Source organism: Sphingomonas sp. PvP055 (assembly GCF_040546365.1).
GTDB lineage: Bacteria > Pseudomonadota > Alphaproteobacteria > Sphingomonadales > Sphingomonadaceae > Sphingomonas > Sphingomonas echinoides_A.
Map to the genome: position 1 here is coordinate 2,552,533 of NZ_JBEPNS010000001.1, position 24,185 is coordinate 2,576,717.

At 65.1% G+C, this 24,185-nt stretch carries 21 protein-coding genes; 11 read left to right on the forward strand and 10 right to left on the reverse strand.

Annotated features, from left to right (window positions below):
- Positions 1-5 precede the first annotated feature (5 nt).
- Positions 6-1,286 carry a tetratricopeptide repeat protein gene (locus tag ABIC16_RS12050; RefSeq protein ID WP_354291288.1) on the reverse strand — a complete coding sequence of 427 codons (1,281 nt, stop codon included), beginning with the start codon at positions 1,284-1,286 and terminating at the stop codon, positions 6-8.
- 197 nt (positions 1,287-1,483) lie between these two features.
- On the opposite strand from ABIC16_RS12050, the gene yaaA reads away from it, so the two are divergent.
- The 4 genes from yaaA (at position 1,484) to ABIC16_RS12070 (ending at position 6,142) form a co-directional block, all read left to right on the forward strand.
- A complete protein-coding gene (gene yaaA / locus ABIC16_RS12055; protein ID WP_354291289.1) occupies positions 1,484-2,236 on the forward strand; it encodes a peroxide stress protein YaaA in 753 nt (250 codons plus the stop codon).
- Positions 2,233-2,928 carry an SDR family NAD(P)-dependent oxidoreductase gene (locus ABIC16_RS12060; RefSeq protein WP_354291290.1) on the forward strand — a complete coding sequence of 232 codons (696 nt, stop codon included), beginning with the start codon at positions 2,233-2,235 and terminating at the stop codon, positions 2,926-2,928. Before yaaA ends, ABIC16_RS12060 begins: the two co-directional genes overlap by 4 nt.
- 89 nt (positions 2,929-3,017) lie before the next feature.
- Positions 3,018-5,789, forward strand: coding sequence for a DNA gyrase subunit A (gyrA, locus tag ABIC16_RS12065; RefSeq protein WP_354291291.1), 2,772 nt, complete (start codon positions 3,018-3,020; stop codon positions 5,787-5,789).
- Positions 5,786-6,142: a DUF952 domain-containing protein gene (locus tag ABIC16_RS12070; RefSeq protein WP_354291292.1), complete on the forward strand. Its 357-nt coding sequence runs from the start codon at positions 5,786-5,788 to the stop codon at positions 6,140-6,142. Before gyrA ends, ABIC16_RS12070 begins: the two co-directional genes overlap by 4 nt.
- 18 nt (positions 6,143-6,160) lie before the next feature.
- Here the strand turns inward: ABIC16_RS12070 and ABIC16_RS12075 are convergent, their stop codons facing one another.
- The gene (locus ABIC16_RS12075) at positions 6,161-6,595 is read right to left on the reverse strand and encodes a DUF488 domain-containing protein (protein WP_354291293.1); all 435 of its coding nucleotides are present in this window, start codon (positions 6,593-6,595) and stop codon (positions 6,161-6,163) included.
- Between the two features lie 132 nt (positions 6,596-6,727).
- Between ABIC16_RS12075 and trmFO the strand changes: the two genes are divergently transcribed.
- Positions 6,728-8,059, forward strand: coding sequence for a methylenetetrahydrofolate--tRNA-(uracil(54)-C(5))-methyltransferase (FADH(2)-oxidizing) TrmFO (gene trmFO, locus ABIC16_RS12080; protein WP_354291294.1), 1,332 nt, complete (start codon positions 6,728-6,730; stop codon positions 8,057-8,059).
- A gap of 4 nt (positions 8,060-8,063) precedes the next feature.
- On the opposite strand, the gene ABIC16_RS12085 is transcribed toward trmFO, so the two are convergent.
- Together ABIC16_RS12085 and ABIC16_RS12090 are read right to left on the reverse strand one after the other, a co-directional pair.
- The gene (locus ABIC16_RS12085) at positions 8,064-8,543 is read right to left on the reverse strand and encodes an EF-hand domain-containing protein (RefSeq protein ID WP_354291295.1); all 480 of its coding nucleotides are present in this window, start codon (positions 8,541-8,543) and stop codon (positions 8,064-8,066) included.
- Positions 8,544-8,601: 58 nt separating this feature from the next.
- Positions 8,602-9,270, reverse strand: coding sequence for a squalene/phytoene synthase family protein (locus ABIC16_RS12090; RefSeq protein ID WP_354291296.1), 669 nt, complete (start codon positions 9,268-9,270; stop codon positions 8,602-8,604).
- Positions 9,271-9,438: 168 nt separating this feature from the next.
- Here ABIC16_RS12090 and ABIC16_RS12095 point away from each other — a divergent pair, with 168 nt between their 5' ends.
- The 3 genes from ABIC16_RS12095 to ABIC16_RS12105 are packed head-to-tail and all read left to right on the forward strand — an operon-like array spanning position 9,439 to position 12,766.
- Positions 9,439-11,385 (forward strand): TadE/TadG family type IV pilus assembly protein, encoded by a 1,947-nt coding sequence (locus ABIC16_RS12095; protein ID WP_354291297.1) that lies wholly within the window; start codon positions 9,439-9,441, stop codon positions 11,383-11,385.
- Positions 11,382-12,008 (forward strand): TadE/TadG family type IV pilus assembly protein, encoded by a 627-nt coding sequence (locus ABIC16_RS12100; protein WP_354291298.1) that lies wholly within the window; start codon positions 11,382-11,384, stop codon positions 12,006-12,008. Before ABIC16_RS12095 ends, ABIC16_RS12100 begins: the two co-directional genes overlap by 4 nt.
- The gene (locus tag ABIC16_RS12105; protein ID WP_354291299.1) at positions 12,008-12,766 is read left to right on the forward strand and encodes a TadE/TadG family type IV pilus assembly protein; all 759 of its coding nucleotides are present in this window, start codon (positions 12,008-12,010) and stop codon (positions 12,764-12,766) included. The genes ABIC16_RS12100 and ABIC16_RS12105 overlap by 1 nt, the downstream gene beginning before the upstream one ends.
- Positions 12,767-12,835: 69 nt before the next feature.
- On the opposite strand, the gene ABIC16_RS12110 is transcribed toward ABIC16_RS12105, so the two are convergent.
- The gene (locus tag ABIC16_RS12110) at positions 12,836-14,257 is read right to left on the reverse strand and encodes a pyruvate dehydrogenase complex E1 component subunit beta (RefSeq protein WP_354291300.1); all 1,422 of its coding nucleotides are present in this window, start codon (positions 14,255-14,257) and stop codon (positions 12,836-12,838) included.
- Positions 14,257-15,300 carry a pyruvate dehydrogenase (acetyl-transferring) E1 component subunit alpha gene (gene pdhA / locus ABIC16_RS12115; protein WP_277968286.1) on the reverse strand — a complete coding sequence of 348 codons (1,044 nt, stop codon included), beginning with the start codon at positions 15,298-15,300 and terminating at the stop codon, positions 14,257-14,259. Before pdhA ends, ABIC16_RS12110 begins: the two co-directional genes overlap by 1 nt.
- A 173-nt stretch (positions 15,301-15,473) precedes the next feature.
- On the opposite strand from pdhA, the gene ABIC16_RS12120 reads away from it, so the two are divergent.
- The 3 genes from ABIC16_RS12120 to ABIC16_RS12130 all read left to right on the forward strand — a co-directional run bounded on the left by ABIC16_RS12120 (position 15,474) and on the right by ABIC16_RS12130 (position 19,193).
- Positions 15,474-16,754: an MFS transporter gene (locus ABIC16_RS12120; RefSeq protein ID WP_277968285.1), complete on the forward strand. Its 1,281-nt coding sequence runs from the start codon at positions 15,474-15,476 to the stop codon at positions 16,752-16,754.
- Positions 16,751-17,671: a cysteine synthase A gene (gene cysK / locus ABIC16_RS12125; protein WP_277968284.1), complete on the forward strand. Its 921-nt coding sequence runs from the start codon at positions 16,751-16,753 to the stop codon at positions 17,669-17,671. The genes ABIC16_RS12120 and cysK overlap by 4 nt, the downstream gene beginning before the upstream one ends.
- Positions 17,672-17,870: 199 nt before the next feature.
- Positions 17,871-19,193 (forward strand): cell wall hydrolase, encoded by a 1,323-nt coding sequence (locus ABIC16_RS12130; RefSeq protein ID WP_354291301.1) that lies wholly within the window; start codon positions 17,871-17,873, stop codon positions 19,191-19,193.
- Between the two features lie 20 nt (positions 19,194-19,213).
- On the opposite strand, the gene ABIC16_RS12135 is transcribed toward ABIC16_RS12130, so the two are convergent.
- The 4 genes from ABIC16_RS12135 to ABIC16_RS12150 all read right to left on the reverse strand — a co-directional run bounded on the left by ABIC16_RS12135 (position 19,214) and on the right by ABIC16_RS12150 (position 24,093).
- On the reverse strand, positions 19,214-21,244 hold the full coding sequence (locus ABIC16_RS12135) for a TonB-dependent receptor (RefSeq protein WP_502958308.1): 2,031 nt from the start codon (positions 21,242-21,244) through the stop codon (positions 19,214-19,216).
- A gap of 355 nt (positions 21,245-21,599) precedes the next feature.
- Positions 21,600-22,553, reverse strand: coding sequence for a FecR family protein (locus ABIC16_RS12140; protein WP_354291303.1), 954 nt, complete (start codon positions 22,551-22,553; stop codon positions 21,600-21,602).
- Positions 22,546-23,136 (reverse strand): RNA polymerase sigma factor, encoded by a 591-nt coding sequence (locus ABIC16_RS12145; protein ID WP_354291304.1) that lies wholly within the window; start codon positions 23,134-23,136, stop codon positions 22,546-22,548. The genes ABIC16_RS12140 and ABIC16_RS12145 overlap by 8 nt, the downstream gene beginning before the upstream one ends.
- Positions 23,137-23,223: 87 nt before the next feature.
- A complete protein-coding gene (locus tag ABIC16_RS12150; protein WP_354291305.1) occupies positions 23,224-24,093 on the reverse strand; it encodes a glycosyltransferase family 2 protein in 870 nt (289 codons plus the stop codon).
- Positions 24,094-24,185: the final 92 nt, after the last annotated feature.

A 24,185-nucleotide genomic window follows, 5' to 3' on the forward strand; every position in this document is an offset into this window, starting at 1 on the left:
AGACGTTACGCGGCGGGGGGTGCCGCCACGTAGGTCTGCCACAGACGCGCGATCGACTTGTTCGGCTCGCTCGCAACCTTGGCGAGCGCGGCCTTCGCGCCTTCCTTGTCGCCAGACAGCGCCAGCGCCATACCGAGGTGCAGGCTGTTGCGGTCCGCGTCGGTCGGGCCCTTGCTCTCGGCCAGACGGTACATCTCGACCGCCTTGGTATAGTTGCGCGAGCCGAAATAGGCGTCGCCCGCCTGCCCGGCCAGATCACCCTTTGCGGCGGCCTGTGCGTTCTTTTCCTTGGTCGCTGCCGGCGTGCTGCCCGCGATACCGGTCTTTGCAAGACCGGCCAGTTCCTTGCCGAGGACGTTCGTGGCCGGAACCGCGTTCGACGCCATGCCTTCGTCGAGAACGACCTTGGCTTCGTTCGGCAAACCGACCTTCAGCGCCGAATCGGCATATTGCAGATATTCGGTCTGGCCAGCCTGGCTCTTCGTCGCCCACATCAGGCGGAACAGATCGACGCGGTTCTTGCTGTACTTGGCAGCGTTCGGACCCTGGAAGCCGAACGTGTAGATTGCTGCGCGCCAGTTCTGCTTGGTGCCGTAATGCGACAGCCAACCAGCGGTCCATGCGTCGCCAGCCTCATCCTTGCCAGCCTTGTACAGGCGCGTGAACGCGTACTTGTACCACGCCTCAGGCGGCACGCGACCAGCGGCTTCCTCAACCTTGACCGCCTGATCGAGCGCCGCAACGCCACCCTCGACGTCGCCGGCTTCGACCTTGGAACGCGCCATGTTCAGCAGCAGGTCGGAATCGGTGTACCCGAGGTCCTTTGCCTTCTGGTATCCAGCAGCGGCCTGGGCATACTGCTTCTGCGTGAAGTACAAGCCGGCGCGCTCGTTGGTGCGGATCGCGACTTCGTTCTTCGGGGTCGCCGGGTTGGCGATCAGCGCGTCGAGCAGCGGGGCAAGCGCAGCGGCGCGCTGTGCGTCGGTCTGGCTGGCGCTCTGCGCGCTGACCAGAGCGAGACGCAGGCTGGTTGCGATGTACTTTTCGTAATCCGACTTTGCTGCGGCATCCAGCGCGGTGATGCTGGCTTCAGCCTTGGGAAGATCCTTGGGGGTTGCGTCCAACGCAGCCTTCGCCGCGACGAAGTTGTCCCGAACTTCCTTGGAGATCGTGGGCGCGTTGGAAGCTTCTTCCTTCTTCTTCGCGAACGCCGGGGAGACCAACGCAGCACCGTTGATCGAGACGACAAGCGCCCCGGCCAGTGCCATTTTCGAAATCTTCTTCATTGCCGAACTCTCCTCATGCCTCGAACGGGCGACCTTGCGGGGGAAATGCCAAGCCGCTCTAGCGTCACGGGTAACACCGTCAAGCGACACCGATTGTCGCGACCGTGCTGAACAACGCTTGAACCGCCGCGAGTTCCCGTCTTCCGGCTGTGGCAACACTTTGACGCGCAAGCGCCGCACGGCTACCGCCACGGACCATGATTGCCCTGCTCTCCCCCGCCAAGACGCTCGATTACGACAGCGCGCTGCCGCCGATCGATCCGACCCGTCCCGAGTTCGAAGCCGAAGCCACGACGCTTGCGAAAGCGGCATCGCATCTGTCGCAGAAACGGCTGGCCGAATTGATGAGCATCTCGCCCAAGCTCGCGAAACTCAACGCCGATCGCTTTGCGAGCTTCCCCGAATCACCCGAACGCCCGGCGCTGTTCGCGTTTGCAGGCGACGTCTACACCGGGCTGGAGGCCGCGACGCTCGATGCTCCCGCGCTCGATTTCGCGCAGGATCATCTTCGCCTTCTTTCCGGACTGTACGGCCTGCTCCGCCCGTTCGATGCGATGCGACCATACCGGCTCGAAATGGGCACGCGGTGGGCACCCCGGCGCAAGACGCTCTATGACTGGTGGGACGACCGGATCGCACACGCGCTCCGCCAGACGGTGGCCGACGAAGGATCCGGGGTCGTTCTCAACCTCGCGAGCCAGGAATATTTCTACGCCGTTTCCGGCAAGCTCGGCGACATCCGGGTCATCGACGTCGATTTTCGCGAACCCGGCCCGGACGGTCCCAGGTTCGTCAGCTTCCACGCCAAGAAGGCACGCGGCATGGTGGCGCGCTGGATGTGCGAACATCGCATCACGGACATCGACGCGATGCAGGGATTCGACAGCGACGGCTATCGGTTCGATCCGGACGAAAGCACGCCCGATCGCTGGCGGTTCACCCGCGCATGAGTTCGGCGGTCATCATCGGGGCATCCGGCGGGATCGGTGCGGCACTGGAAGCCGCGCTGGTGGAAGAGGCGACCTTCGACAAGGTGTACGGTTTCGCACGGTCGTATGGCGGCGACCGGCATATCGACTTGCTTGACGAAGCGACGATCGCAGCGGCGGCAGCGACCGTGTCGACGGGGCCGGCGCCCACGCTGATCGTCATCGCAACCGGCGTGCTGCACGATGGCGACCGTGGCCCGGAAAAGTCACTCCGCGAACTCGATCCCGAGTGGCTTGCCAAGACCTTCGCGATCAACGCGATCGGTCCCGCCATCGTCGCGAAACACTTTCTGCCGCTGATGCCGCGCAGCGGACGATGCGTGTTCGCGGCGCTATCGGCGCGCGTCGGCAGCATCTCGGACAACAAGCTCGGCGGCTGGTATGGCTATCGCGCGTCCAAGGCGGCGCTCAACCAGCTGATCCGCACGCTTGCGATCGAGGAGAAGCGCCGCAACGACCGCGCGATCGTCGTCGGCCTGCACCCCGGCACCGTAGACACCGCTTTGTCCAAACCGTTCCAGGGCAACGTCCAGCCGGGTCGTCTGTTCGATGCCGAGCGCGCCGCGTTGCAATTGCTCGACACGATCGAGGGGTTGAAGGTGCCGGACTCTGGAAAACTGTTCGATTACGAGGGCGGAGAAGTGCCCTTCTGATCGTTCCGGATGCCGCTCGGGGGTGGCATTCACACGCACGACCCGCTAGGGTTGTCGCAATCCCGTAACACAGCCTAAGGCGCCGCAAATTGACCGACGAGACGCTACTCGCCGACCCTTCCGATATTGCCCCGATCTCGATCGTCGACGAGATGAAGTCGAGCTACCTCGACTATGCGATGAGCGTGATCGTCGCGCGTGCATTGCCCGACGTTCGGGACGGCCTGAAGCCGGTTCACCGCCGCATCCTGTGGTCCGCGTCCGAAAGCGGGTTCGTCTACAACCGGCCGTATCGCAAGTGCGCGCGCATCGTCGGTGACGCGATGGGTAAATACCATCCGCACGGCGACAGCTCGATCTACGACGCGTTGGCGCGCATGACGCAGGACTGGTCGATGCGCGTGCCGTTGATAGATGGTCAGGGCAACTTCGGCTCGATGGATCCCGATCCGCCCGCGGCAATGCGTTATACCGAGGCGCGTCTCGCCAAGGTGGCCAATTCGCTGCTCGAGGATATCGACAAGGACACGGTCGACTTCGTCCCCAACTATGACGGCTCGGAGCGCGAGCCTGCGGTTCTCCCGGCACGCTTTCCCAACCTGCTCGTCAACGGCGCGGGCGGAATCGCGGTCGGCATGGCAACCAACATCCCGCCGCACAATCTCGGCGAAGTCGTCGACGCGACGCTCGCGCTGATCGATGCCTCGACCGGCGCGCGTGACGAAGTTACCACCGACGAACTGATCGAGATCGTCCCCGGCCCCGATTTCCCGACCGGTGCGATCATCCTCGGCCGCGCGGGTGCGCGCTCTGCGTATGAAACCGGGCGGGGCTCGGTGATAGTGCGCTCGCGCTACGTCATCGAGGAAGGCCGCGGCGACCGTCGCTCGATCGTCCTGACCGCAATCCCGTTCCAGACCGGCAAGAACGGCCTGGTCGAGAAGATCGCCGACGCCGCAAAGGAAAAGCGGATCGAAGGCGTCAGCGACATTCGCGACGAATCGAACCGCGAAGGCGTCCGCATCGTCATCGATCTCAAGCGCGATGCGACCCCGGACGTGGTGCTCAATCAGTTGTGGCGGCACACGCCTGCGCAATCGAGCTTCCCCGCCAACATGCTTGCGATTCGCGGCGGTCGGCCCGAGCTGCTCAACCTGCGCGACATCCTGACGTCGTTCATCACCTTCCGCGAGGAAGTGATCACGCGGCGCTCGAAGTTCGAGCTCGCGAAGGCACGCGAGCGGGCGCATCTGTTGCTCGGCCTCGTCATCGCGGTCACCAACCTCGACGAAGTCGTCAAGATCATCCGCGGATCGTCCAGCCCCGCCGCAGCGCGCGAAGCGTTGCTCAGCCGCGATTGGCCGGTCGCCGAGATCGCGCCCTACATCAAGCTGGTCGAGGCGGTCGAAGCCGAGGTCACCGGCGACACCTATCGCCTGTCCGAGGCGCAGGTCCGCGCGATCCTCGATCTCCGCCTCCACCGCCTCACCGCGCTGGGCCGTGACGAGATCGGCAACGAGCTCCAGGGCCTTGCCGATTCGATCTCCGAACTGCTCGAGATCCTCGGCAACCGCGCGAAGCTGTACGCGGTCATGCGCGAGGAGCTTGTCGCGGTGCGCGCCGAATTCGCGACGCCACGCAAGACCGAAATCGCCGCTGCCGCTGACGGCATCGACGATGAGGACCTGATCGAGCGCGAGGACATGGTCGTCACCGTGACGATGCAGGGCTATATCAAGCGTACCACGCTCGACACCTTCCGCGCGCAGGCGCGTGGGGGCAAGGGTCGCGCGGGGATGGCGACCAAGGATGAGGACGCGATCACGAACCTGTTCGTGACGAGCACCCACACCCCGGTCCTGTTCTTCTCGACGCTCGGCAAGGTCTACCGGATGAAGGTCTGGAAGCTGCCGGAAGGTGGCGCGGCTACGCGTGGACGTCCGATGATCAACCTGCTCCCGCTTGCCGAGGGCGAGACGATCTCGACCGTGTTGGCATTGCCCGAGGACGAGGCCGAATGGGCCAAGCTCCACGTGATGTTCGCGACTGCGGGCGGCAGCGTGCGGCGCAACTCGATGGATGCGTTCACCAACGTGCCCACCGCGGGCAAGATCGCGATGAAGTTCGAAGGCGTGGATGCCGACGACCGGCTGATCGGCGTCGCGCTCCTCAGCGGGGATGACGACGTCCTGCTCGCGACGCGCGCGGGCAAGGCGATCCGCTTCGCCGCCGACGAAGTGCGCGAGTTCCAGAGCCGCAATTCGACCGGCGTGCGCGGCATGCTGCTCAAGGGCGATGACAAGGTCATCTCGCTCTCGATCCTCCACCGCGTCGGCGCGACGCCGGAGGAGCGCGAGGATTACCTCCGCTTCGCCCCGTGGAAGGGCGAGCGCGAGGGCGAGCCGACGATGGACACGGGGCGCTATCAGGAACTGATGGAGCGCGAGCAGTTCATCCTGACGGTCTGCGCCAACGGGTACGGCAAGCTGTCCTCCGCCTACGACTATCGCCGCACCGGGCGCGGCGGCCAGGGCATCACCAACATCGACAACATCCCGCGCAACGGTCCGGTCGTCGCGAGCTTCGCCGCGACCAAGGGCCACCAGCTGATGCTCGTGACCGACCAGGCGAAGGTGATCCGCACCACGCTCGGCTCGATGCGCGTGATCGGGCGGAACTCGGCGGGCGTGCGGCTGTTCGACGTCGGCAAGAACGAGCATGTCGTCTCGGCGGCGCGGATCGAGGAAGCCGAAGGCGATGCCGAGGCGGACGTCCGCGATCTGACCCAAGTCGAACTCGCGCCGGACGATGGCGCGAACACCAGCGATGACAGCGCGGCTGGCCCGGAGGATGGCGAATGAGCGAGCTGCCCCTCACCGCCTACAAGGTGCTGACCGCCGAGCAGATGACGACGCTGGAAGCGGACGGGGCGTTCGCGGGCGCCCCGGTCGATCTGGCGGATGGCTACATCCATCTGTCGACTGCCGCGCAGCTGACCGAAACCGTCGACAAGCATTTCGCCGGGCAAAGCGATCTGCATGTCGCAGCGGTCGATCTCGGATCGTTCGGAGCGGGGCTGAAGTGGGAAGAGTCGCGCGGCGGTCAGCTGTTCCCGCATCTGTACGGCGGGCCGTTACTGCTCGAGACGGTGATTGCCTACGGTCCGTTGACGCGCGGCGATGATGGCAAGGTGGCGCTGCCCGTCGCGGGCTGACCGCCGACCACTACCCGCCTAATCGACATACAGGTCGACGACCTCGGCCCCCTTTGCCTCCGCCTCCAGCAACAGCGTGCGGTGGCAATGCCGGGGGTCGCGTTCGTAGCATAGAAGCGCGCTAGGGCGCTCCGCCGCCAGTTCGAGCATCCGGGCCGCCTGCACCTGCGCCTCGGGAAGTTCGAGCTGATCGGCGTAAACCGCTTCGAGCGTCGCCACGTCGCCCTTCTTGGCAGCATCGCGCCCCGCCTTGGGCGTGCCGAGCGCCTTCAGATGAATATAGTCGATCCCGACCGTCGCAAGCGACGCCGCCAGCGACGTTTTCGAGAACCCGGGCCGCCGCGACAACGGCAACGCACGAACGTCGATGACGCGCGCAACGCCCGCCCTGGTGAGCGCGGACAGGAACCCGTCCATCGTCGCAGCCTCATAGCCGATCGTGAAGATTTTCATGCGAAGCGTTCCCGGTCGAGCGACGAACCATGCCGCCAATAGCCATATGGTATCGTGGGTTACCCGGTCGCAACCACCTCGACCTGCGGAGGAATGGTTGACCGGTGTGCCATGATCGCCAAAGAGACACGCATGACACAGGACATTCACATCATCGGCGGTGGCCTCGCCGGGTCGGAGGCCGCATGGCAGCTCGCCGAGGCGGGCTTCAAGGTCCGTCTCTCGGAAATGCGCGGTGCGCCCGCGGACCGCGGCGGCGAAATGACCCCCGCGCACCAGACGGATGGGCTGGCCGAACTGGTCTGCTCGAACAGCTTCCGCTCGGACGATGCCGACAGCAATGCGGTCGGCCTGATCCACCAGGAAATGCGCACGCTGGGGTCGCTGATCCTGCGCGAGGCCGACATCCACAAGGTCCCCGCCGGGTCCGCGCTCGCGGTCGATCGCGACGGCTTCTCGGCGGGCGTGACCGCCGCGCTGGAGGGGCATCCCAACATCACGGTCGTGCGGGAGCGTGTCGATACCCTGCCGGACACCCCCGTGATCGTCGCAACCGGCCCGCTGACCGCCGCCGGGCTCGCGTCGAGCATCGGGTCCGCGACGGGTGCCGACTCGCTGGCGTTCTTCGATGCGATCGCGCCGATCGTCCATTTCGACAGCATCGACATGGACACCGCCTGGTTCCAGTCGCGCTGGAACAAGGGCGAAGGCAAGGACTACATCAACTGCGCGCTCGACCAGGAGCAGTACATCGCCTTCCACACCGGTCTGATCGAAGGCGAGAAGACCGAGTTCAAGGAATGGGAGCAGAACACGCCCTATTTCGAAGGCTGCATGCCGATCGAAGTCGCCGCCTCGCGCGGGGTCGATACGCTGCGCTACGGGCCGATGAAGCCGGTCGGGCTCGATGATCCGCGCACCGGGCGCTGGCCGTACGCGGTCGTGCAGTTGCGGCAGGACAATGCCAGCGGGACGCTGTGGAACATCGTCGGCTTCCAGACCAAGCTCAAGCATTCCGAACAAGTCCGCCTGTTCCGCACGATCCCGGGACTCGAGAATGCCGAGTTCGCGCGGCTGGGTGGCCTGCACCGCAACACCTTCATCCGCTCGCCCGAATTGCTCGACCCGACGTTGCGGCTGAAGTCGCGCCCCAACGTCCGCTTCGCCGGGCAGATCACCGGGTGCGAAGGCTATGTCGAAAGCGCTGCGGTCGGGCTGATGGCGGGGCGGTTCGCGGTGGCCGAACTCGGCGGACGCGCGATGACGCCGCCACCCGTGACGACTGCGCTCGGCGCGCTCCTCCACCATATTACCGGCGCAGCAATCGCGGATACCTACCAGCCGATGAACGTCAATTTCGGCCTGTTCCCGCCAATCCCCGGCCGGACCAAGAAGGCCGACCGGAAGAAAATGTACACCGATCGCGCCCGCACCGCGCTCGGCGACTGGCTCGCGGTGGCCTGATCGTTCAGCCGTCGTCGGCGGGTGCGGCGGCGGCACTTGCTGGCAGACAGTCCCGCCGGATGCGCGGAGGTTTGCGCTTCGGCGCGGTCGTGGCGAATTCGGCGGGGGTCATGCTGCCGGACTTGTCCGCGTCCGCCTGGGCGAACTTGGCCTCGGTCTTCGCGGCCCACTCGTCGAACGACAGCGCGCCGTCATGGTTGGCATCCAGCTTGGCGAACGCCTTGCGGCGGGGCGCAAGATACTCTTCCCGCGCAACGGCGCCGTTATCGTCCTGGTCATACCGCGCGAAACGCTTCGCCGCCCGCGTCTCTTCGGACGCGACTGGGGCAGAATCCGGCAGGCTCGCGTCTTCGCCACCGCGCGCATCTTGCTGGATCGCTGCGAGCGGCAAAGCCGCAACCGACCGCGCGTTGCGGTTGTAGAGCAACACGCCCGCCGTCACCAAGGCAAGCGTGGCCAAACATCCTGCGATATACCGCCACATCGTTCATCCCCCAAGTCCCCGACCCGAGAGATATCCGGTTTGGCGGTGCCGGAAAAGCCTAGCGCCCCGAAAGCCGATGCCACGCCAGTCGCGCGATCCGCGCGGGTGAGGTGACCGGCGCCGAGACGCCGTCGCCGGCCAGATCAAACCGCGCACTCAACGTCATGGCACCGAGACTTCGGGCATTGCGGCTCCAGCGTTGCTGCATCGCATCGGACAAGACCGTCATCGCGAGATCGCGCGTTCGCGAGGCCGCGACCGGATCGCGCGAATGCCGCGCAAGATCGGCGAGCGCCCACCCTTCCCCGGCCCGCTCGAGCGGATCCCGCGGACCCGTCCCGAGGAGCTCGCCCGCGATCAGGAACAGCTTCCCGCCGCGGTGCTTCGCATAGCTTTCGAGCATATCCCGGTCGAGCAGTTCGGGCTCGAGCAACATTTCCCAGCCGTCGATCATCCCGGCCAGCACCGTCCCGCTGATCCCGTGCGCGACGACGTCGGCGGACAGCGCCTGCAACACCGGTTGCGCGGGTGGCGGCGCGGTATCGAGCGCGGACAGGGCTTCGTGCCACCAGGTCAGCCGCATCTGGCCAACCATCGGTTCGCGAGTCGTGCGCAGGATTCCGCCAAGCGTCGCATCCAGCGCCAGCAGCGCCTCCATCGCACCGCGCATCCCCACCGGCGCATAGGAGAGCGCCAGCGCGCGTTCGGGATCGTCGGTCGCGCTCATGTTAACCCCTGCAATGCCGCGGGGTTACCGGGGCTTAACCATGCTCGCTCACCCATGATTATCCCCTCCTGCGGCATAGCCGCAGGCCAAGACGCGTGATCAGGTACAAGGGACGAAGGCAGCATGGCGGGGCAAGCACCCAGGACAAAAACGCCCGCGCGTGGCCTGATGTCGACGCTCGCGCGCGACGTTCGCGGCAACACGCTGGCCATGATGGCGATGTTTCTGATCCCGCTGACCGGGTTGGTGGGGTCCGCCGTCGACATGAGCCGCCTCTATGTCGTCAAGACCCGCTTGCAGCAAGCGTGCGACGCAGGGGCGCTGGCTGGCCGAAAGGGTCTGATCGACAGCGACAGCGCGACGCTCAACACGGAAGCCGTCGCGCAGGCGCAGGCGTTCTTCGGAAACAACTTCAAGAAGGACACGACCTCGCCGGCCGCCCCCGGCTATTTCGGCAGCACCAAGGTGAGCTTCACGCCGACCAAGACGTCGGACAATCAAGTCGCCGGCACCGCCTCCGCGACCGTTCCGATGACGGTCTCCAAGATCATCGGCACCAGCGCGGTGACCATCAACGTCACGTGCGAAGCGCGCTACGACGTCGCCGACACCGACGTGATGTTCGTGCTCGACACGACCGGATCGATGGCATGCCTGGCATCGCAGACGTCGGGTTGCAGTCCCGCGACGAAAACCTACACGCGCCCCGACGGCACCACGGGATATTATGCGCAGGAGGTCTCCGGCTCGAAGCTGTCCGGCGTGCGGACCGCCGTGCTGAACTTCTACGATACCGTCGCAAAGACTGCCGATCCGACGACCCATATCCGCTACGGCTTCGTCACCTACACGTCGACGGTCAACGCCGGTTTCGCCGTCTCGGCGGTATCGCCGACCGACCCGACGTACACCAAGATCGCGAACTATCCGCTCTATATGGTGAACAGCTGGAATTACGATACGCGTCGCGTGATCGGGGACATGAACAACACCGCGATTTCAAACTCGACGGCGACGTATAACAACGTGACCACCGCGACGTGCAACGGCTACGCCGGGCGAAGCCCCGCAACGGGCTTCACGACCAACGGCCAGGCGACCCTCTACACCACGAGTTTCGCGTACAATAACGGGCAAAGCGGATCGAATGGTCTGGGCACGTGCACCGTTACCGGCACGCCCAAGAAACCGAACTGGCGCTACGAAAACGCAGTGTGGGACGTCGCACCCCTCGTCATGGGTCAAACGACCGACGATCCCACCAAGATCACGAGCGCGACGAGCAAATGGCAGGGTTGCCTGGAGGAACGGGACACTACGGCAGGCGCGCTGACCTTCGACCAGAAGAACCTTCCCAAGGATCTCGACCCGGACTTCATTCCGAATTCCGATCCTGACACCAAGTGGCGCCCAATGTGGTCGGACGTGATCTATTACCGGTCTTCGTTCACAAGCCTCGATTCGGCGTCGTACCCAAGCTACAGCAACTCCAACAGTCCATATGGGGACTATACGGGCACGAACCAGCTTGGCCCATTCACCGCGCTGAACATGTACGCCAACATCTCGTCGGGTTTCGTGTCCTGCGGCAAGCCAGTCCAGCGGCTCGACACGCTCTCGCGCACGCAGATCAGCGACTATGTCAACGCATCCGACTTCGTTCCGCAGGGTGGTACGTATCACGACACCGGGATGATCTGGGGAACGCGGATGATTTCCCCGAACGGCATCTTCAAGGCGGATACCTCGGCATGGCCGGGTCGCAACGCCCCCAACCGGTACATCATTTTCATGACGGACGGCGACATGGCGCCGAACGAGCAGATCTACGGCATGTACGGCATCGAATATTACGACAAGCGCGTCACGGACGGCAATTCGTCCAATGCGACGACCTATACCAACTACCACAACCAGCGTTTCCTGGCCGAATGCGCCGCTGCGAAGGCCCGCAACATCAAAGTGTTCGTGATCGGGTTCGGCCAGACGTTGACCCCGCAGCTCACCGCCTGCGCGTCCGATGGTCAGGCCTATTATGCCAGCAACAACAAGGGGCTGGATGACGCCTTTCAGACGATCGCGAAGCAAGTCGCGATGCTGCGGGTCTCCAAGTGAAGCCGCGCGCGCTGATCCGCGACCGCCGTGGCGCGACGCTGGTGGAATTCACCTTCGTCGCGCCGGTGATGATCATGCTGATGATGGGTCTGTGCGATCTGTTGTACCAGACCTATTGCCGCTCGGTCCTCAACGGCGCGGTCCAGAAGGCGGCGCGCGACGGCACGATCCAGGGTGGCGCGGATCAGACCGGGACGCTCGACCAGCGCGTCATGAGCGTCATGTCGGGACTGATCGGCACGACGGCGCAATCCTGTGCGGACACGCCGGCCGCCGGAACCTGGTGCTCGACCCGCACCAGCTTCACCAGTTTCGCGCAAGCGGGTCCCGAACCGTTCAACGACGACAATAACGACGGCATCCGGCAATCGACCGAATGCTATTCCGACATCAACGGCAACGGCAAATGGGACGCGAGCCCGGGATCCGGGAACAGCGGTCAGGGTGGCGCGAGCGACGTGACCGTCTACACGATGCGGGTCACCTACATGCGCGTCTTCCCGGTCTCGGGGCTGTTCGGCTGGCCGACGACGCAGACGATCGTCGCGAGCACGCTCCTCAAGAACCAGCCCTACCAGACGCAGACCGGAACGGCGACCGCATCGGCGCCGGTGTGCTCCTGATGGCGCGCGCCAAGATGCAGCATCTGGGCGGGGATCGCCGCGGCGTCGCGATGCTCGAGTTCGCGCTGTCCTTGCCGATCGTCCTCGCCATTGGCCTGTACGGGATCGAGATTTCGAACCTCGCGCTGGCGAACATGAAGGTCAGCCAGATCGCGCTCGCGCTTGCCGACAACGCGTCTCGGGTCGGAGTCGATAACGGGCTTGCGCAACAGCAACTGCGGGAATTCGATATCAACGACGTGCTGCAGGCGACTCGCCTGCAAAGCAACGATCTCAAGCTGACGACCAACGGTCGCATCACGGTTTCGAGCCTGGAGGAATCGGGGGGCGTTCAGCGGATCCACTGGCAACGCTGTCTCGGGCTGCAGAAAGGCACCGACTACGATTCGAGCTATGGGCGGACGACGATCAAGGGCACCACGCCCTCGACCGCGGACGACACCGGCGCGGCGTATGATCCGACCGCCGGAACCAATACCAAGACCGACGGAACCGACGATTCGGCGAGCCATCCCGGCAGCGTCATCAAGGGCGGAATGGGCGATCCCGACAGCAAGGTGTTCGCGCCCAAGGACTCGGGCGTGATGTTCGTCGAGGTCAATTACAAATACGTACCCGTGACGGGAACGTGGTTGCTCGGGAACCAGCGGCTGCATTCGGTCGCGTCGTTCATCGTGCGGGACCGGCGGACGTTCGCGCTCGTGTCCAACCCTTCGCCCGCCGCCAAACGCTCCACTTGTGATCTGTACACCAGCTGAAACGCAGAAACGGCGCGGTAGGAAGATCCCCCCGCGCCGTTCTTTTTCTCACAAGGCTATACCAAGGCTTCAGCCGCGGTAGGTCACCTTCTTCACCGCAGCGACGATCTTGTCGGCGGTGACGAGCATCAGCTTTTCCAGGTTCGCCGCATACGGCATCGGCACGTCTTCGTTCGTGACGCGCAGCACCGGGGCGTCGAGATCGTCGAAGCCCTGCTCCATGCAGACCGCCTGGATTTCCGAAGCGATCGAGCAGGTCGCCCAATTCTCTTCGGCGATGACCAGGCGATTGGTCTTCTTGAGGCTTGCCAGCACCGTCTCGGTATCGAGCGGGCGCAGCGTGCGCAGATCGATCACTTCGGCATCGATCCCCTCGCCCGCCAGCTTCTCGGCCGCTTCGAGCGCGAGCCCGACGCCGATCGAATAGCTGACGATCGTCACGTCCTTGCCCTCGCGCATGATCCGCGCCTTGCCGATCGGCAGGACGTAGTCATCGAGCTTGGGCACCTCGAACGTGCGGCCATACAGCAGCTCGTTCTCGAGGAAGACGACCGGGTCATCGGTACGGATCGCCGCCTTCATCAGCCCCTTGGCGTCCGCCGCGTCATACGGCGCGATCACGATCAGGCCCGGAACACTGGCGTACCACGCCGCGAAGTTGTGCGAATGCTGCGCGCCGACGCGCGACGCCGCACCGTTGGGCCCACGGAACACGATCGGGCAGCGCATCTGGCCACCCGACATGTAGTTGGTCTTGGCGGCCGAGTTGATGATGTGGTCGATCGCCTGCAACGCGAAGTTGAAGGTCATGAACTCGACGATCGGGCGAAGCCCGCCCATCGCCGCGCCAGCCCCGACGCCGGCAAAGCCGTATTCGGTAATCGGCGTATCGATGACGCGCTTGTCGCCGAACTCGGCGAGCAAGCCCTGCGTGACCTTGTACGCGCCCTGGTACTGCGCGACTTCCTCGCCGATGACGAAGACGCGCTCGTCGGCGCGCATTTCCTCGGCCATCGCGTCGCGCAGCGCTTCGCGCAGCGTGATCTTGACCATCTCGGTCCCCTCGGGGATCGCGGGGTCGCTGACCTTGGCCTTCTGCTCGGCAGCGGCGTGGAGCTGTTGCGTGCCGCTCTCGGCGGCCATCGGCACGTTGCTTTCGGGGGCTGGCGGCGCCTTGTCGGCGGGCTGTTCTTCCTTCGGCTGCGCGTTGGCGGAATCGCCCGCACGCTCGCCCGACGACGGCTCTTCGCCCTCGCCGTCCAGCGTCGCGATGACGGTGCCGACCTTCACATTGTCGGTGCCCTCGGCGACGAGGATCTTGCCGATCGTGCCTTCGTCGACCGCTTCGAATTCCATCGTCGCCTTGTCGGTTTCGATCTCGGCCATGATGTCGCCGGACTTCACGACGTCGCCTTCCTTGACCAGCCACTTGGCGAGCGTGCCTTCCTCCATGGTGGGGGAAAGCGCGGGCATCTTGATCTCAATCGGCATCAGTATTTTTCCACCAGAACGTCGGTATACAGCTCGGCCGCATCGGGCTCGGGCGTCTGTTCAGCGAAATCGGCCGCCTCGTTGACGATCTTGCGGATCTGCTGCTCGACGACCTTGAGATCGCTTTCGGTGACGCCCTTTTCCTCGAGCAGTTTCTTGACGTGCTCGATCGGATCGGACTTGTCGCGAACCGCCTGGACTTCCTCGCGGCTGCGATATTTCGCAGGGTCGGACATCGAGTGGCCACGATAGCGGTAGGTCTTCATCTCGAGGATGATCGGCCCCTTGCCGGCACGAACCCACGCCAGCGCTTCCTCGGCGGCGCCACGGCACGCCAGCACGTCCATGCCGTCGACCTGGATACCCGGGATGCGGAAGCTTTCGCCACGACGATACAGCTGGTCTTCGGCCGATGCGCGGTTGACGCTCGTCCCCATCGCATACTGGTTGTTTTCGATCACGTAGATGACCGGAAGCTTCCACAGCTCGGCCATGTTGAAGCTCTCGTAGACCTGGCCCTGGTTCGCCGCGCCGTCGCCGAAATAGGCGAGGCAAACGCCGCCGTCGCCCTTGTACTTGTGGCTGAAGCCGAGACCGGTGCCGAGCGACACCTGCGCGCCGACGATGCCGTGCCCACCGTAGAACTTATGTTCGACGGAGAACATGTGCATCGAGCCGCCCTTGCCCTTCGAAATGCCAGCAGCGCGCCCGGTGAGCTCCGCCATCACGTCCTGCGGCGGGATACCGCAGAGCAGCATATGGCCGTGGTCGCGATAGCCGGTGATGACGCTGTCCTTTTCGGTCAGCGCGGATTGCAGGCCGACCGCGACGGCTTCCTGGCCGATGTACAGGTGGCAGAACCCGCCGATCAGGCCGAGACCGTAAAGCTGGCCCGCCTTTTCCTCGAAACGGCGGATCAGCAACATCTGCTTGTAGAACTCGATCAGCTCGTCCTTCGAAGCCTCGTAGGGCTTCGGTTCATCGGGACGCTCCCGGTTCGGCACCGGGGGTTCAGCTTTACGAAGGGCGGGGGCTTTGGCCACGGACGATCAACCTCGTATCCTGGGGAATGTCGCGAGCCTATAGGCCCGTTGCGCCGCGCATATCAATGTCTGGCGTCAAATCACTGATGACAGACCGAACGAACGCAAGTTTCAGCGGGGCAAGAAAGTCGATGATTGCGGCCCCCGCGCGGCTGCGCCTAAGGCGTGCGGTAATGGCAGAGACTCTCCACCCGTTCCGCATTCCCAATTTCCGCGCATATTGGGCGTCACGCCTCGCAGGGACGGTCGCGATCACCGCCATGGCGCTGATCGTCGGATGGCAGGTGTACGGTCTGGCGCGCGCCACCATGGGGATTCGAGAAGCCGCGTTCCTGCTCGGGATGATTGGCGCGGCGCAGTTCCTGCCGCTGTTCCTGCTCACCCCGGTCGTCGGTCTCGTCGCCGATTCGGTCGACCGCCGCTGGATCGTGCGGGTGACGACCACGGTGATGTTGCTGACCGCCGCCACGCTCGGCGTGCTGACCGCGACGCATACGCTCACGCTGACCGCGCTGTTCACCGCGGCAGTCGTGTTCGGCATCGTCCGCGCTTTCTCGGGGCCGGCCTATTCCGCACTCGCGCCCAATCTCGTCCCACGCGCGAGCTTGCCGACTGCGATCGCGGTGAGTTCGATCGCGTGGCAAGTCGGGTCGATTGCCGGGCCCAGCCTTGGCGGGCTGATGTTCGCGGTGCATCCGGATTTTGCCTATGGCGTCGTCGTCGCGCTGCTCACCGTGGCGTTGGTGGCGATGTTCCTGATCGGTCCGGTCCCGCAGCCGCCCTCGCAACCCGACCAGCGCCCGCTTAACCGGATTATCGAGGGGTTCGCCTACGTCCGCCACAACCGGCTGGTTCTGGCGACGATCACGCTCGACCTGTTCGCGGTGCTGCTGGCGGGGTCGACCGCGCTGTTGCCGGTCTTTGCGCGCGACATCCTCCATGTCGGGCCGCAGGGACTCGGTATCCTGGCCGCGAGCATGGGCGCCGGCGCGACCGTCACCGCGCTGGTCTTCTCGGTCCGTCCGATGAAGAGCAACGTCGGGGTCAAGATGCTGGCCGCGGTGATGGTCTTCGGCGCAGCGGTGCTCGTCTTCGGGCTTTCGCGGAACCTGTGGCTCAGCGCCGCCGCGCTCGCGGTGGCCGGATGTGGCGACATGGTGTCGGTCTATGTCCGCCAGTCGCTGATCCAGTTGCACACGCCGGATGCGATGCGCGGGCGCGTCAGCGCGGTATCGCAGCTGACGATTTCCGCCTCGAACGAACTCGGCGAAGCCGAGAGTGGGCTGCTCGCCGCGCTGCTTGGCCCCGTCGGCGCGGTGATGTTCGGCGGGATCGGCGCGATCGTCGTGACGATCCTCTGGGTCCGGCTGTTTCCCGAACTCAGGCTTGCCAAGACGTTCGACCAGCCCGACATAGCTTTAACCAAGACCCCCGCAGGAGTTGCGCAGTCATGAAGGCGAACACCATCCTGGATACGATCGGCAACACGCCGCATATCCGGATCCAGAAGCTTTTTCCCGGCGCCGAGGTGTGGATCAAGTCCGAGCGCTCGAACCCCGGCGGGTCGATCAAGGACCGCATCGCGCTCGCCATGGTCGAAGCGGCCGAACGCGACGGCCATCTCCAGCCGGGCGGGACGATCATCGAACCGACCAGCGGCAACACCGGCGTCGGCCTCGCGATGGTCGCGGCGGTCAAGGGCTACAAACTCGTTCTCGTCATGCCCGAGAGCATGTCGCTCGAACGCCGCCGCCTGATGCTCGCGTATGGCGCGACCTTCGACCTCACGCCGCGCGAAAAGGGCATGAAGGGCGCGATCGAGCGTGCGCTCGAGCTCGTCGAGCAGACGCCGGGCGCATGGATGCCCCAGCAGTTCGAGAACCCCGCCAACATCGACGTCCACGTCCGCACCACCGCGATCGAGATCCTCAACGACTTCCGCGACTCGCCGATCGACGTGATCATCACCGGGGTCGGCACCGGCGGTCACATCACCGGCGTGGCCGAGGCGCTCAAGAAGGAATGGCCCGACCTCAAGGTCTATGCGGTTGAGCCGGATGCATCGCCGGTCATCTCGGGCGGTACGCCCGGCCCGCATCCGATCCAGGGCATCGGCGCCGGATTCGTTCCCGCCAACCTCCACACCCAGGTGATCGACGGCGCGATCAAGGTCGACGCTGCGGTGGCCAAGGACATGGCACGCCGCGCCGCCGCCGAGGAAGGCATGCTCGTCGGGATCAGTTCCGGCGCGACGCTCGCGGCGATCCTCCAGAAACTGCCGGACTTGCCGGATAACGTCCGGGTGCTCGGCTTCAATTACGATACGGGCGAGCGGTATCTGTCGGTGCCGGACTTCCTGCCCGAGAGCTGATCCGTTTCGGGACGCACGTCGCGCCGGTCGATCGGGCCGCGCGCGACGTGTATTTCGCATCGCCGCATAAATGCGCTAAGGGCGCCGACCATCTCGGTCAGGAGCCTTCCGTGAACCCGTCTCTGCGCCCCCTGTTGATCCGCTGAAACTCGTGCGTCCTTCCCCGCCGCCAAGCCTCGCCTTGCGCGCAGTCCTGATCGTGATCGCTCTCTTGGCGATCCTGGTTCCGCTCCTGCTCGTCCGCACCGCACCGACCGTTCCGCGGCGCCACCATATCCGCCCGGTGCCGCAACGCGTCGTCCCGAAGGCCGAGCTGCCGCCGGTGGAACCGGTCGCGTTCCAGGATCTCGATCCGCAGGATGCGCGCTCCTACAATGCCGACATTCCCTTCGTCGACGGCCCGAACCCGGCAGCCCGTCCGTTCCGGCTCTCAGGCGACCTGGCCGCACGCGCGCGCGCGACCGACTGCATGGCGGCGGCGGTCCTCTATGAAGCCGGCGACGATACCGTCGGGCAGCGCGCGGTCGCACAGGTGGTCGTCAACCGGGTCCGCCACCCGGCGTTCCCCAAGACGATCTGCGGCGTCGTCTTCCAGGGTTCGGAGCGCAGCACCGGCTGCCAGTTCACCTTCGCCTGCGACGGCGCGCTGATCCGCAACCGCTGGAGCGAGACGCAATGGAACCGGGCGCGGACCGTGGCGGCGGCGGCGTTGAACGGAACGGTGTTCGGCAAGGTCGGCTACGCGACGCATTACCACACCAACTGGGTCGTCCCATACTGGCAAGCCAGCCTCGACAAGATCGCCGCGGTCGATACGCACCTGTTCTTCCGCTGGACCGGATGGTGGGGCACCGCACCGGCATTCAACCGGCACGTATCGAGCGACGAGCCCGTCATCGCGGCGCTCGCGCCCTATTCGGAGGCGCATCGCGGCGCGGCCGACGGGAGTGGGCCGTTCCTGGGCGCCGCCGGGCCGCTGTACGATCAGACCGCCGCGGAAACGCCGCTCCCGCCCGCCGTCAGTGGCGCATCGGGAAGCTTCCTCGTGACGCTGGATCCCGACACGATGTCGCCCGACGGGTTCGCGCAATATGCGACCCGTACCTGCGGGGACCGCGCTTATTGCAAGGTCATGGGCTGGATCGATCCGACCAAGACCCCGGCAACGCTGCCGCTCCAGCCGTCCCAGATCGCGTCCATGGCCTTCAGCTACCTGCGCGATCGCTCGCGCGGCTATGACAAGGCCTTGTGGAATTGCCGCGAATTCCGTCGCCCGGCGGCCAACCAGTGCATGAAGGCGCAAACCTTCCTCACGACGGCGCAGATCGTCAGCGAGTCGTTGAAGGCCGACGAGGAGGCCAGCCCTGCAGCGGCACTGCCGCCGCATGTCCCGATGCTATCGGACGGGTTGACGGGCGTCCGTCGGAAAGACGCGGCGCCCAAGGAAAAATCCGCTGCGGCCACGCGCCCGACCGTGGCCGCACCCGTCCTGAAAGCCGCAGACCCCAAATCCGCCCCTTGAGGCCCCTCCCCAGAGCGCTGTCACCACACGATCGATGCGCCAATCCGCAGGTTACGCGGTCGCAACGGGGTCGTCTGCGAGCGGGTGGCGAGGATGAGCGGATTGCCCAAGGCGAACCGGTTCCCGCGGACGTTCGTGAGGTTGTCGCCGGTCAGCGTCATGTCGACGTTGCGCCAGCGCCAGCCGAGATGCGCGCCGACCGTCGCATACTGCCCCTGACTCAGCTCGAGAAAGTCGCCCGTGCCGAGCACGGAACGCCCGACGTATCGCGCGTCCACCCCGACGTCGAACCGCTGCGTGCCATGACCGGCCCACTGATAGGATAGCCCGGTATTACCCGCGAACGGCGGCGTCTCGGGCAACCGGCGGTTCCGGCTCCGCGCCAGTTGCGCCAACGCCCCGTCGACCAGATTATAGGTGTACAGCAGGGAAAAGTGGGCGTGCAGCGCCCGCACCGGTGCCCAGTCCCCCTGCGCCTCGATCGCCAGAATGTCGGCATCGCCGATATTGGCGGTGTAGGGTTGCCCACGCCGGCTGTAGAGGTCGGCCTGGATCGAGCGCCAGCGCGCATAGGAAACCGCACTCGATAGCTCGAGGCCGGTCTCTCCGCTGCGTTGTCGCCTTATCCCCGCTTCGCCGACGACGATGGAATCGGAACGATAGTCGGTCACCCGACCGACTCCGTTCGCCACCGCGAGCCCCCCGGTCCGATACCCGGACTGCACCTTCGCGAACACCGCGGTATGCGGTGCCACCAGCCACGACAGTGCAAGCGTAGGATCGACTCGGAACGTCCCCCGCCCGCGGATGAACCCCTTGTTCCGCGGGTTGACGGTGGGTTCGCCATCGGTACGCCCGGCGGTCAAACGCGTTCCCGCCGTCAAGGAGAAAGAAGGACTGATCGGCCACGTCGCCTCACCGAAACCGGAATAGCTTTGCGTGCGGTTGGTGACCCCGATGATCGTTGCGGTCTGCCCTGGTGGACCGAGCGAGCGGGACTGAACGTCGCGGTCGTTCAGATAGGACACGCCCAGCAACCAGCCGATCCGCGTCGTCGGCGCGCGCGTCAGCCGCGTTTCCTGGACGAACAGTTTGTCGGTCTGAACATTGCGGTACAGCACTGGCCCGACACTCCCGAGCGCGCGCGTCGCATCGAACGTATCGTCCGTCTGCGCATCGACATATCCCGTCGCAGACACAAGATTGAGGCCGTTGTCCCAATGCTTGCGGAGAACGTTGCGCACGAGCTTGATCCTGCTGGAATACGGCTGCGCAAAGCGCGATTTGCGCTGGAGTGCCCCCGCCCCGGCTTCGGCATATTGCGCATCTGCCGCGTTGATCGCCTGGAACAGCCCGCCGAACTCCACCGTCCAGCCATCGCCAGCATCTGCAAGTGCCGTCACACGCCCACCGACCGTATCGGTCCGGTTGATCGAGAAGAGATTCCGACTTGGATCGTCGATATAGCCCCCTGCCCGTTGGCGATATCCGACTACGCGCACGCCGCCACGGCCTTCTACGAGCGGCATGTTGACCATTCCCGCCAGATCGAAGCCGGGGGCACCGTCGTCCGTCGTCGTAACCCCAGCCGTCAGCGCCGCAGAAGGTTTGTCGAGATCGACCGGGTTGGGCGTCAGGCGAATGATCCCCCCGATCGCCCCCGACCCGTACAGCGTGCCTTGTGGTCCCTCGAGCACCTGCACACTGCGCATGTCGTACAGGTTCAGCGCGGGTTCCGGCCCCGCAAAACCGAGCGGGACCTCGTCGAAATATTGGCTGGCGGTGGACTGGGTAGCGCCGTTGAAGCTGCTGTCGGCAATCCCTCGAATGAAGATCTTGTTTCGGCCGGCGCCAAGCTCGGTGTTCTGCAGCACCGGCGTCGCGCGGGTGAGATCGTCCATGTCGATCGGTCGCAGCCCCCGTTTCTCCGGCGCAAAACCCTCGATCAGGATCGCGCTGCCGGGAAAGCGCAGGAAGGGGGACTGCTGCTTTGTCGCCGTTACGATGATGTCCTTGCCGCTGGACGACGGTCCAGGCTCCGCTTTCGCCACGGGAGGATGTTTTGCAGGCTGATGTCGTATCGGCGCGATCGGTTTGGGCGCGGAAACGGGGTTTCGTACGATCCGAAACCCATGACGACCGATCGGGACTGCGTGAAACCCCGTCCCCCGCAACAATCGCTCAAGCGCTGCACGCGCCGTCATGTTCCCCGAGACTCCGGGTGAAGCATACGACCACAAACCGGTTTCGGTACTGACGATATCGGCCCCGGTCTGCCGGGCCAGTTCGGTCAATGCCTGTTGAAGCGATCCTGAGGCCAGCTTGATCTGGACGGTCTGCGCTCCAGCGGGCGCGGCCATACCCATGGCGATGCCGTAAAGAGCGAATGCTCGAAACAGCCGAAATCTACCGGGGTGAGATGACCCACCGCTTGCCATCGTGATTCGAATCAGCCTCAATCAATGCGGCAATGTGCGGCACGTCTTGCGCTGCTACCCCCGTCAGATGAACCATGCCGGTAAAGGGGCGCTGCGACAAGACCGGCTCGATCGCCACTTCAACGCCATCGAGACGGCGCAGGACGCTGACCACCCGCGACAACGGTTCGCCGGTGAACACGACGTCTCCGGTCCGCCAGCCCCCAACGCGGGACGGATCGACGCGCGAGACCGCAACATGCCCCGTATCGTCCCGCGCGGTCACGGCGGCGCCCGCTTGCAGCAGGACCTTGTCCTTTCGCGGCTGGAACATCACCGCACCCTCGGCGACCTGGACATCGAGCCGGTAGCCCTCGCGTTCGGCGTTGAAGACGGTACCCACGTCCTGAACGCTCAAGCGGCCCGAGCGCAGCAGGAACGGCGTGTCTTCGTCATGGCGGACGTGGAAGGTCGCCTCCCCCGCCGCCAGCGTCGCGATCCGCGGGTTCGATCGATCAAGCTCGATCCGGGTGGCGCCGTTGAGGTCAATCCGCGTTCCATCGGCCAGTGCGATCGCGCGTTTCTCACCGGGTTTGGTCGCTACGACATAGGGTTCCGCGCCCGTATTCGGAAGCGATGGGAGGACGACCAGCGACAGGCTTGCAGCGAGCGCAAGCGTGACTCCGCCAACGCCCCACCGCAGCCAGGATCGCGCACGGCGACGCTCGGCGGGCGGCACACTTTCGGCGGCGTCGACTGGGAACAGTTCGGGATGATCGGCGATCAGGCCGAGATCGAGCGCGACCGCATCATATGCCGCTGCGTTTGCCGGATCCGCGTCGAGCCAGTCCACGAAGCGCCGCCACGCGGCGTCGTCCATGTCGTTCTGACGCAAATGCCAGTCGATCGCCTGATCGGTCTTGTCGGCGCCATCACTACTCACGGCCACTCCCTTCGTCTTGCAGACGACTCAGCGGCCTCAATTCCGCCTTGGTTTCCTTTTCCGAAGGCGGATTATCATCGGACGTTGCATCGCGACGGCCATCGCAAATCTGCTTGACCGCCCGGCGGAGCAGTTTTTCGACACCGCTCACCGTCATTCCGAGCCGTGCGGCGATTTCCTTCTGGGGGTGTTCCTCAATTCGGTACAGGCGCAGCGCCACCCTCATGCGCTCCGGCATCGTCGCGATTTCCGCTTCGATCTCGCGCAACCGCTCTCGCCCGATCAGCGTGCGTTCCGCATCCGGATGTTCATCAGCCGCCGGTTGGACGTCATGCCATGATGTTTCCCGCGAGCCGGACCGCGCCGCGGCAATGCGCCTGTCGGTCGCAAGGTTCGATGCCATCCGACAGAGATACGAGACGGGACGTCCGATCGGCTCGCTCCCATCGAGCGAATCGAGCTTGAGCCAGATGTCCTGCAACGCGTCCTCGGCATCCTCCATCGTGCCCAACCGCGCTGCCAGCAAGCGCAGCAGCATCGGTCGCTCCTGCAGGAACACCGCCTTCAACCCGGTTTCGGTCACAGTTTGGAAGAATCACATGACATTATTGCCATTCTAGAGCCGTGATCTTCGCGCTTCGCAAGCTTGTATGCCACGACCGAAGCACGTTCAGGCAGCCAGACGCCCCTCTTGCAGGATGGTGTGGGCGGATTGCTGCGGCGCGCCGTCCTGCGTCTGGAACGCCCGTTCGCGAATACGATCGCTGGTCAGCCGGCGGCCCGCGAGTCGCCGCGCCAGGAACGAGTAGAAGAACCAGTCGCGCGCGATCCCCGGAGTCAGATGATAAGCGAGACGTTCGCTGAGCGTCCAGCGGATCGATTCCCGGTCACGGTCGCGCGGCGACGGGGTGCACCGGAACGCGCCGCTATAGGCAATCGCCCCCAAATGCGCGATCCGGTGCATGATCTCGTGATCCTCGAGCACATAGCCCCACCGTCGCGAGTCGAACTGCCCGGCGCGCCGCAAGGCGGCGGTGCGGAAGACCTGCCCCGCACCACCGGTATGGCACTGGCGCGGAAAGACGGTGGCCGCGCGTTCGATCCGGCGCCCGGCCCGCGCCTGTTCCTGCGGGTCGGCGCCGGGGCTGACAAAGCACGCCCCCGCCGCCACGGCACCACCATCCAGCAAGCGTCCCGCCTGCCGCAGATAATCGCTCGGGTACGCCGTGTCGGCGTCGCACGTCGCGACGTAGCGGGTTCCGACCTGCGCGATCCCGGTCGTAAGCGCGTTGACCTTGCCCGGCTGCCGCTCGACGAGCAGCGTGTAGCGAAGTCCCAATCGCCGGCAGGCCGCCGCCGCCGCGGAGCCGCTCCCATCGGTCGAGCCGTTGTCGATCAGGATCAGCACGAACGGCACGTCCTGCGTGGCGAGGCTCTCCAACGTGCTCGCGATGAACGCATGTTCGTTAAAGAACGGTATGACGACGGTCCAGTGCGTCTCGGTCTCGGAACTCGACGAATCGTTCGAAATGGTGTACAAGTGATTCAGGTTAAGCGTCGCGATCGGCAAGGCAGGTCTCCCTGCTGCAATGACGACGTGGCCCGGCGTAAACCGCACACATTCCGGACAGG

Bases quoted from the DNA above. Each gene is read 5' to 3' on its own strand.
- ABIC16_RS12070 (WP_354291292.1), top strand. From the start codon at position 5,786: ATGAGCGAGCTGCCCCTCACCGCCTACAAGGTGCTGACCGCCGAGCAG.
- ABIC16_RS12085 (WP_354291295.1), bottom strand. From the start codon at position 8,543: ATGTGGCGGTATATCGCAGGATGTTTGGCCACGCTTGCCTTGGTGACG.
- ABIC16_RS12060 (WP_354291290.1), top strand. From the start codon at position 2,233: ATGAGTTCGGCGGTCATCATCGGGGCATCCGGCGGGATCGGTGCGGCA.
- ABIC16_RS12050 (WP_354291288.1), bottom strand. From the start codon at position 1,286: ATGAAGAAGATTTCGAAAATGGCACTGGCCGGGGCGCTTGTCGTCTCG.
- ABIC16_RS12120 (WP_277968285.1), top strand. From the start codon at position 15,474: ATGGCAGAGACTCTCCACCCGTTCCGCATTCCCAATTTCCGCGCATAT.
- cysK (WP_277968284.1), top strand. From the start codon at position 16,751: ATGAAGGCGAACACCATCCTGGATACGATCGGCAACACGCCGCATATC.
- ABIC16_RS12090 (WP_354291296.1), bottom strand. From the start codon at position 9,270: ATGAGCGCGACCGACGATCCCGAACGCGCGCTGGCGCTCTCCTATGCG.
- ABIC16_RS12075 (WP_354291293.1), bottom strand. From the start codon at position 6,595: ATGAAAATCTTCACGATCGGCTATGAGGCTGCGACGATGGACGGGTTC.
- ABIC16_RS12110 (WP_354291300.1), bottom strand. From the start codon at position 14,257: ATGCCGATTGAGATCAAGATGCCCGCGCTTTCCCCCACCATGGAGGAA.
- yaaA (WP_354291289.1), top strand. From the start codon at position 1,484: ATGATTGCCCTGCTCTCCCCCGCCAAGACGCTCGATTACGACAGCGCG.
- trmFO (WP_354291294.1), top strand. From the start codon at position 6,728: ATGACACAGGACATTCACATCATCGGCGGTGGCCTCGCCGGGTCGGAG.
- ABIC16_RS12105 (WP_354291299.1), top strand. From the start codon at position 12,008: ATGGCGCGCGCCAAGATGCAGCATCTGGGCGGGGATCGCCGCGGCGTC.
- ABIC16_RS12095 (WP_354291297.1), top strand. From the start codon at position 9,439: ATGTCGACGCTCGCGCGCGACGTTCGCGGCAACACGCTGGCCATGATG.